This is a genomic window from Peribacillus sp. P4_C12 (assembly GCF_056402095.1).
In genome coordinates, this window is sequence record NZ_JBFUIB010000131.1 from 1 (window position 1) to 8,872 (window position 8,872).

8 protein-coding genes and 1 riboswitch are annotated in these 8,872 nt (G+C 36.3%); of the genes, 7 read left to right on the top strand and 1 reads right to left on the bottom strand.

All coding sequences use genetic code 11. The features are described from left to right. From AC1DUW_RS15775 to dapF, 4 genes are all read left to right on the top strand, one after another. Positions 1-692 (top strand): hypothetical protein (locus AC1DUW_RS15775; RefSeq protein ID WP_477642929.1); only part of this gene is annotated, 692 nt, incomplete at its 5' end. Positions 693-769: 77 nt separating this feature from the next. Beyond that, the gene (locus tag AC1DUW_RS15780; RefSeq protein ID WP_053346567.1) at positions 770-1,345 is read left to right on the top strand and encodes a beta-class carbonic anhydrase; all 576 of its coding nucleotides are present in this window, start codon (positions 770-772) and stop codon (positions 1,343-1,345) included. A 163-nt stretch (positions 1,346-1,508) separates the two neighbouring features. Further along, positions 1,509-2,810: an NCS2 family permease gene (locus AC1DUW_RS15785; protein WP_477642930.1), complete on the top strand. Its 1,302-nt coding sequence runs from the start codon at positions 1,509-1,511 to the stop codon at positions 2,808-2,810. A 249-nt stretch (positions 2,811-3,059) separates the two neighbouring features. Beyond that, entirely contained in the window at positions 3,060-4,046 is a 987-nt protein-coding gene (gene dapF, locus AC1DUW_RS15790; RefSeq protein ID WP_053346565.1) for a diaminopimelate epimerase, read from the top strand. A 13-nt stretch (positions 4,047-4,059) separates the two neighbouring features. Here the strand turns inward: dapF and AC1DUW_RS15795 are convergent, their stop codons facing one another. Further along, a complete protein-coding gene (locus tag AC1DUW_RS15795) occupies positions 4,060-5,907 on the bottom strand; it encodes a DNA ligase D (protein WP_477642931.1) in 1,848 nt (615 codons plus the stop codon). Positions 5,908-6,056: 149 nt separating this feature from the next. Between AC1DUW_RS15795 and ku the strand changes: the two genes are divergently transcribed. The 3 genes from ku to AC1DUW_RS15810 form a co-directional block, all read left to right on the top strand. Then, complete coding sequence (gene ku, locus AC1DUW_RS15800; protein ID WP_053346563.1) at positions 6,057-6,902, top strand: non-homologous end joining protein Ku; 846 nt, start codon at positions 6,057-6,059, stop codon at positions 6,900-6,902. 750 nt (positions 6,903-7,652) lie between these two features. Then, positions 7,653-8,288 carry an MOSC domain-containing protein gene (locus AC1DUW_RS15805; RefSeq protein WP_082527396.1) on the top strand — a complete coding sequence of 212 codons (636 nt, stop codon included), beginning with the start codon at positions 7,653-7,655 and terminating at the stop codon, positions 8,286-8,288. 126 nt (positions 8,289-8,414) lie between these two features. Further along, positions 8,415-8,513, top strand: a riboswitch (SAM riboswitch). 103 nt (positions 8,514-8,616) lie between these two features. Then, positions 8,617-8,872: homocysteine S-methyltransferase family protein (locus AC1DUW_RS15810; RefSeq protein ID WP_477642932.1), on the top strand; the 256-nt coding region annotated here is incomplete at its 3' end.

Consider the following 8,872-nt stretch of genomic DNA (forward strand, 5'->3'; position numbering starts at 1 on the left):
CAATAATTCCTGGTAACATTTTATTGATAACGGCTCCATTTATTTTTTTAAGTATTGCCCAATTTGTAAGTCATCGGATTTATGAAAATAGAATAAAGGAATTGCCTAACGAACTAATTGAAACGAATACAGGTTTATTACAAACTGAACATGTATTACTGACTTTTATGCCTGCTCCAACTTTACGGCTACTCCTATTTGCGCCTAATGGGTCTCTTTTGGGCGAAATTCGAGATTTAAATATGAAGTGGTTCATGTGGATGGTTCCGAATTTCTTATCGATGCTATTGCCTAAGCGATATGAATTGGTCGATCATGAGGGGCATTTACTTGCTAAGTACTATATTAAAAGAGGTCTTTTTAATAAGGTTACGATTTTGGATCATCAAGGTGAGGTTATTGGGTTTTATCAAGAAAATAAGTCACTCGTGAAAATTAATGGAATGATTTATAAGTTTGACGGGACAGAATGGATGCCTGTTCAAACATCGGGAAGTTTAACTTCTTTTGAGATTAAGACAAAAGAAGGAGAAAAGGTTGTTTCGTACCAAGAAGGGTGGATGCCCTTAGAGTGGGGGAAAAGATTTAAGACAAATACACCTATTCTTACTTTTTCATCTAACGTTGAAGAAAGTCCAAAGATCATCATATTTGGGTTTTGTGCAGCTACTCTAAATCRTCGCTCTAATTGACTAAAATATCTTTTTAACCAATCTTCGAAATATTTGATATAATAAAAGTGAAATACATAGAAAAAAGGGTGGTAATTATGAGTTTACTTAATGAAATTCTTGAATTTAATGAACAGTTTGTAGAAGAAGGTGAATATGTTAAGTACACAACTGATAAGTACCCAGAGAAACGTATGGTCATTATTAGTTGTATGGATACTCGGCTTGTCGAGTTATTGCCAAAATCTATGAATGTTAAAAATGGCGATGTGAAAATATTGAAAACTGCTGGCGCAATCGTCTCCCATCCATTTGGAAGCGTCATGCGGAGTATTCTTGTAGCTATTTATGAGCTAAAAGCAGATGAAGTTTTTGTTATACCTCATCATGACTGTGGAATGGCATCAGTTGATGCTGATTCTGTAGTTGAAAAGATGATTGATCGTGATATTCCGAAAAGTACCATTGATACACTTGGAGCTGCAGGAATAGATATCCGTAGTTGGCTTCGCGGATTTGATGATGTATATGAAAGTGTTAAAAAAAGCGTGGAAGTAATCAAAGGCCATCCTTTAATTCCAAAGAATATTCCTGTACATGGACTGATTATTTCGCCGGATACAGGCAAATTAGAATTGGTTGTTGACGGTTATGCGGTAGAAGAAAACCAATAAAAACAATTGGTTCATTAAAAAAACTGTCGGAATTATTTCCGACAGTTTTTTTAAGTTTGAGAAATTCTATTTCTTTTTATCAGTTTTTTTGTTAAAATCGCCAAGTGTAGTTTGTCACAGATACAAACGGGTGGGTGAGGGATAAATTTAATAAGGATACAACATGAATAAAAAAAACTTGGAAGCGTTTTTTCATTTTTCCAAATATGAAACGAATGGAAAACGTGAAATCCTTGCCGGAGTTGTCGGCTATTTTACGATAGTGTATATTCTCGTCGTGAATTCTCTGATTTTATCAGAGGCGGGCATACCGATTAATGGTGCAGTAATTGCGACAATTCTTCTATCAGCTTTAAGCTGTATCATGATAGGGCTTTGGGCAAATGTTCCAATCCTTATCGTTCCAGGCATGGGTGTCAATGCCCTTTTTGCATATACAATGGTTCAAGGAATGGGTCTGTCTTGGCAATCGGCACYTGGTGCTGTTTTTATCTCGGGGTTTATTTTTGTAGTCATCGCTTTTACAAAATACTCGAAATTAATTAGTGATTCAATCCCAAGTTCGATAAAAGATGCCATCTCTGTGGGTCTAGGTTTATTTTTGATGCTAATCGGTCTCGAAAAGGGCGGGATTATAACAGGCGGTTCGTCGTCAATTATTGCCCTTGGAGATTTAGGTGATCCAGCTGTGCTTTCAACGGTGCTGACATTTTTACTGGCCATCACGTTATTTATCAAGAATGTTCCAGGTAATTTTATGATTACCATCATAGCAGGTAGTCTTATTGCTTATTGGTTTGGTACAGTTCAAATCTCGGATATCCATTTTTCAGGTTTAGACACAGCCTCTTACAGTGATCTCTTCTTTTCATTATCGTTCATTGAGGCAGGCAGAATTGAATTCTGGATAAGCGTCTTTGCTATGACAATGGTTCTTGTCTTTGAAAATATTGGTCTTGTACACGGACATGTACAAAGTATCAACCGTCCTGAAGCTTATAAAAAGTCACTGCAAGCTACAAGTGTTTCCGTTCTTCTTTCAGGTATCTTCGGTTCTAGTCCTACGGTTGCAACTGTCGAAACAGCAGCTGGAATCGCATCAGGAGGCAGAACTGGTTTGACATCAGTAGTGACAGGTCTGTTATTCATTCTTTCCCTATTATTTATACCGGTAATTAAAGTGATCCCAGACAGTGCCATTGCTCCAATATTAATTATTATTGGCATTCTGATGCTAGAAAATATTAAAAAGCTAGATTTTAGCGATTTTACCGAAAGTATACCGGCAATTTTAATTATCACAATCATTCCATTTACTTACAGTATTGCAGATGGAATGGCTTTTGGTTTCATCCTTTACCCGTTCTTGAAACTGGTAACTGGAAAAGCAAAAGAGGTCTCAACTCCAATGTATGTGAGTGCGGGATTGTTTATCGTCTATTTTATTATCGGAATGATTGGTTGACACTTTGGAAGAGCGGTTGGAATAAGAAACTTCTTATTCTAGCCGCTCTTTATGGCATATAGTAACTAAAATGGAGTGGATTATAATGTTGCTTACACTTTGTGCCTTTAATAGGTGAGATGAAAAAAACTCCTGAAGGAAATTTCGATTTATTGTAAACTTCGCAATGACACATCTGTTCTGAAAATGCTATGATAAAAGATATTAAAATAATGATATATAAAAGCAGCAAATTGAGGAAGTGACAGGATGATTATTGAAGGTTTAAAAAGCCATGGATCAGGCAATGATTTTTTAATCATTGATGAATTAACAACAACCTTGACGTTTACTGAAGAAGAACGCAAAAATTTAGCCCAGACTCTTTGTAATAGGGAAAAGCTCGGAGCGGATGGTATTTTATTTGTAATGAAAAGTGAACATGCAGATGCAAGAATGCGTGTCTTTAATGCGGATGGTTCGGAAGCATCAATGTGTGGTAATGGACTTCGTTGTGTGGCTCGTTATGCATATGACGTTCTAGGGCTTGATAAAATGATTGTGGAGACGATGAAAGCAAATTTACTCGTTGAAAAAACGGAAGATATCTATAAAGGGATTCCAACTTTCAAGGTGGAAATTTCCCCAGTTAGTTTTAAGGTAAAGGACCTTCCGCTTGTCGTTGAAAAGGAACAATTGCAAAATGAACCATTGCCGGAGCTACATGATTCCCTTTTATTTTCGGCATTGGCAGTTCCTAATCCGCATTTAATCACTTTGGTCGATAGTGATGTGCTGCAAAGTGAATTGCAGGCAGAACTTTCAATGAAGGTCAATCAGCCGAACGAGCTGTTCCCTGATGGTGTCAATGTCAGTTTTGTGAAAGAGCTGGAGCCAGGTAGTATTTATGTACGGACATTTGAACGAGGCGTAGGATTCACAAATGCCTGCGGAACAGCGATGTCGGCTTCTAGTCTGATTACATGTTCTGTTGGACTAAACTCATTAGAAAGTGAAATTTCCGTTTATAATAATGGCGGGAAAGTTAAATGTGTTGTGCATTATGATAAAGAGAGCAAAAAATATTCGATTGATTTAATCGGGAACGCAACCTATGAATATAAGGCGTTGATTGAAATTGACTTAAATCAGCCGGAAAAATTTGAACTACTTGAAAAACATGACTATGACGCGGAAACAAGTCTGTATGCTAAGTTGCAGGCAGAAGTACAAAGCTATTTAAAAACTACGCTTTAAAGTGCGAGACCAACTATGAGTTGGTCTTTTTTTGTTTGAGAAAGGACAAAACTTCAAGAAAAGCAGGGCCATTATTGACATGTCTGTAATCCTTAAAGGCACACCCCAATCTTTTAATTCTATTTGGTACGGTTTCAATCGTAAAGTCTTTGAGCTGAAGTCTTTCGCCCACTTCTTCCCAATATAATGGTGTAGCAACWCCAGCAAACCGATTACCGCGCGGTGAATAAGGGACAATAATGGTTTTCCCTTCACTATGCTGTACAAAGTCAAGGTAGAGTCGATTTTGCCGATTTTTCTTCAAGCGTTCCATTGTAAAATCATCTGGGTAAGAGCTTATTAAGTAATGACCGAGAAAATCGGTGAACATACGTGTTTCTTGATAGGAAAAGATGTCTTCCGGTAGTGGAATATGAATTTGCAGCCCTTTGTTTCCGGAAGTTTTTACAAATGCTTTGATATTTAAAGAATCCATTACTTTATTTATTTCAAGTGCAGCTTTAATTGCTAAAGAAAAAAATTCAATCGAGGGTGGGTCTAAATCCAGGACGATTTCATCAGGTTTTACTTTTCCTGCTTTCTGAAATGGAGTATGAAACTCTAGGGCAAGTTGGTTGCCAAACCACAGCAATGTTTCAATATCATTACACAACATATACTCAATATCCTCATCCCAGAACGTTTTAATAGATGCAGGCGCATAATCTGGTTTGTTTTTTTGGAAAAATTTTTCATTGTCCATAGATCCATGGGGATAACGAATCGTTGTTAGCAGTTTATCCTTTAAAAAGGGTAAGAAAAATGCAGAAACCTCTCGTAAATATTGAAGGTATTCAACTTTTATCACCTGTTTGTCATCGATTATCCAAAGTGGTTTATCCCGGGAAGATATTTGTATTGAATCTGGAAATGTAAATTGGCTAATTACGAATTTTTCCCAAGTACATTCATTGGGGGATGTCTGTAAAAGCCATTGTGAAAACTGAGGTTCACGTAATTCATTTTCCTCGTATACATGTAAAAATTGAACTTCAATACAAATGGACGGATGTATATAAAAGAATTGTTCGTCTTCTTCTGAAGCATTTTGTTTAATCAGTTCATGTAAGATACTTTTATCGTGAGCGCTAAGCCCATTTTTGACACTACCAATTTTAGTGATTTCATTCCCTTTATATACTGCGAGGGAAACATATCCGTTTTCTTTATTCAAAGCTGTGATGAAGCAGGAAACAGCCCTCCAATTTTTCACTTTGATCCAGGAAGTGGAACGTTTTCCTTCTTGCCAAGTACTTTGAATTTCCTTGGCGACTATCCCTTCTCCATCTAAGAGGATGACTTTATTTATTGCCTTATCTAAATCGACATAACTCTCAATCAATTGAATTAAAGCCTTATCATTTGGATTAGGAGGCATAGGCAATTCAAGTATYTCTCCAAGGTTTTTAATCATTTTCCTTCGTTCTGACATTGAATTAGTGGTAAGGTCATTTCCGTTGATCCTAAGCAGGTCAAACACGATAAACCGGCACGGGGTAAAATTAGCTTTTTCAGAAATCAGGGATTGTTTCCGTAGGCGGCCACGCCATTGTACCTCAAAAAAGTCTGTTTTTACTTCATTTGTGAGCCAGACTAATTCTCCATCTAACTGCAGTGGTAGAAAACTTTTAAGATCTAGGTCATTAATAAATGTACTGATTTCTGGGAAAAGAGAAGATAATTCCTTCCCGTTTCGACTCGTAATTTTTACCGTATGGGCATCTATTGTTAAAATGGCACGAAAACCGTCATATTTGACTTCATAACGCCAATCCGTGGATTTCGGGGCTTCAGGGTAATATGTTGGCAGCATCGGTTTCATTTTATTTGTACCTCCGCAATAAGTGATTGACATTATTTTTGCCAAAATAATGAGGTGTTAGAGTTGGCAAATGTTTTTTCGAATTATTTTAGACAAGAGGGAATAATAAGTCTGTACTTCTATTTATAAAAAGTTATGAGGTGACGAATATGCATACCATATGGAAGGGAAGCATTTCTTTCGGTTTGGTGAACATTCCGATAAAACTTCATGCCGCAACGGAAGATAAGGACATATCTTTGCGAACGTTGCATAAGGAATGCCACTCACCAATTAAATACGAAAAAGTTTGTCCGGTCTGCCAGAAGGAAGTAGGCAAGGAAGACATTGTTCGTGCTTTTGAATATACAAAAGGAAAGTTTGTTGTATTAGAAGACAGTGAGCTAGAAGAACTTAAAAAACAAAATGAAGAAAAATCAGTGGAAATCATGGATTTTGTTAAGATTGAAGAAATAGATCCGATATATTTTAACCGAAGTTATTTTATGTCTCCAAATGATGGTGGCATAAAAGCCTATTCCCTATTGCGGCAAGCACTCAAGGAATCGAATAAGGTTGGGTTAGCAAAAATCATCATCCGTTCAAAGGAACAAATGGCGGTAATAAGGGTTGTAGATAACACCTTGTTGATGGAAACGATTCATTACCCAGATGAAGTACGCTCTGCAGCAGATGTTCCGAATATCCCTGCAAATGATACAATTGTAAAAAAAGAAATTGATACGGCAATTTTGTTAATAGATCAATTGACAACGATTTTTGATCCGACAAAATACAATGATGATTATCGAACGGCGTTACTTGAGCTGATTGAATCAAAGAAAACAGGACAGAAGACGATTACAGCCAAAACAAAAGAAACAGTGCCCAACAATGTTACCGATTTAATGGAAGCTTTACAAGCATCCATTGATCGAACGAAACCTGATAAACTGGAAGGGAAAAAAACGACAACCCGGAAAAAAGCGGCACCGAAAAAAAAGAAACAAGCGTAAAAAAAGAAGCTGAGTGGAAGACGAACCAATGTCTCTCAGCTTCTTTTTGTTTTATCAGAAGGGAAACAATGTGAATGCAGTGGTTAAAGGTACACATAGCTGAACAATTTAAACGGAATACATATTAATGAAGTTTGTGTTTTGTAAAGATAATTGGGTTGCCCGTGGAGATATTTGTAGGACTAATCTATGCGGTAGAGGAAGAATGTGAATTAAAAACCGTGGTTTTTTTAGTAAGAAAAACGGAATGGTTCTTTTTGACAGAGAAGAAGCTGAGAATTTAAAAAGAAAAGGTAGTGTTTTAGGCTGATGTGTTTTAATGGAGTGATTCTGAGCAGAGTAAAATATTATTCTGAAGATGATAAAGTCATTCAGTAAGGCGATATATAGCTGATCTTTATTGTAGGGATTGAGGAGTGGATTTGAAGAAGGCAAAAAAATTCGCTCCCTGAAGAGCGACAATGAGGAAATTAATCGTGAAATCAACATATAGGCGACCAAATTTGTTTTTCGACTATATATTGTGTTCATATTCTACCATATTTAATTCTGAAATAGCAACCAAATTACCGAAACTATAGTAAGATTTTTCTGAAAATCAGTAATTTTCCACCATTTCTCCCGGAAGTAGACGTTTTTATCTTCTCTGAAATAGTAAAGTAATTAAAATAGATGCAGAATAAAATGAATTTTTAGTATAATGTATTCATATAAGGATGATATAAAGTAAATAGGATTGGAAGATGTTAATTGGAAAATGGAAAAATCGTGTCCCTTCAAGCCGGAAAGCCTAAACAGGAAATGTTTTCGAATGTTAAGATTTTATCAGCTATGGATAAAAAAACTTTGGATAATGTGACCGTAACAAAATCAGGAATAGTTGGAGATGGAGTAGGTAATCTAAAGTTCCATGGAGGCCCTGACCGTGCATTGTGTATTTATCCTTTTGAGCATTACTCATTTTGGAATGAAAAATTCTCTAAACAGCTTGATATCCCTGCTTTTGGTGAGAATTTAACAGTAGCTGGGATGATGGAAACTCAAACGTATATCGGTGATATCTATCAAATAGGTGGGACAATTGTTCAGATCACCCAAGGACGAATTCCTTGCTCGACTATTTCTCACTTTAACCAAGAACCTAAGTTTTTGACATCAGTGATGAAAACAAGTTTTACTGGTTATTTTGCAAAGGTCATTCAAGAAGGAGTTATTAAAAAACAAGATGAAATTGTTTTATTAGATCGACTTCAAGAAAATATCTCAGTATATTATGCAACTGAAGTGATCCTGCATAATCGAGACGGACAGGATGGAGCTCATGCTCTACTTTCTGTAGATTCGTTAGCGGAGGACTGGAAACAAAGGATATTAAAGAGAGTTTAAACTTTGAAGGATGTATGATCTTAGTAGAAAAGAAAAAAATGACTATCAAACTATTGAAATTGACAGATTATTAATGTAAATTAAATATAAACAAATTTTGAAATGTTAAGAAAACTTTATAAATGGATCTTATCGAGAGAGGTGGAGGGACTGGCCCGAGGAAACCTCAGCAACCAGCTTAGGCAAAGGTGCTAAATCCAGCAAGCAGAGCTTGATAGATGAGGAGAATGTTTCAAAAAACCTTCTTCTTTGAGAAGGTTTTTTTTCTTTTCTCTCATACTCATAGAAAACGACAAAAACAGAATTGTTTTTGAGAGAGGGTGTACATATGGATTTTCGTAAAGAATTGAAAGAAAGAATGCTGGTTGGAGAAGGAGCAATGGGAACATTATTATACTCATATGGAATCGATCAATGTTATGAGGAATTAAACTGCACTAATCCTGATCAAATTGAATCCATTCATCGTGCCTATTTAGAAGCAGGTGCTGATATTCTACAATCGAATACTTACGGAGCCAACTTTAATAAATTGAAACGGCATGGTCTTGAAGATGAAGTAAGCCGAATTAACCGTCAGGGAG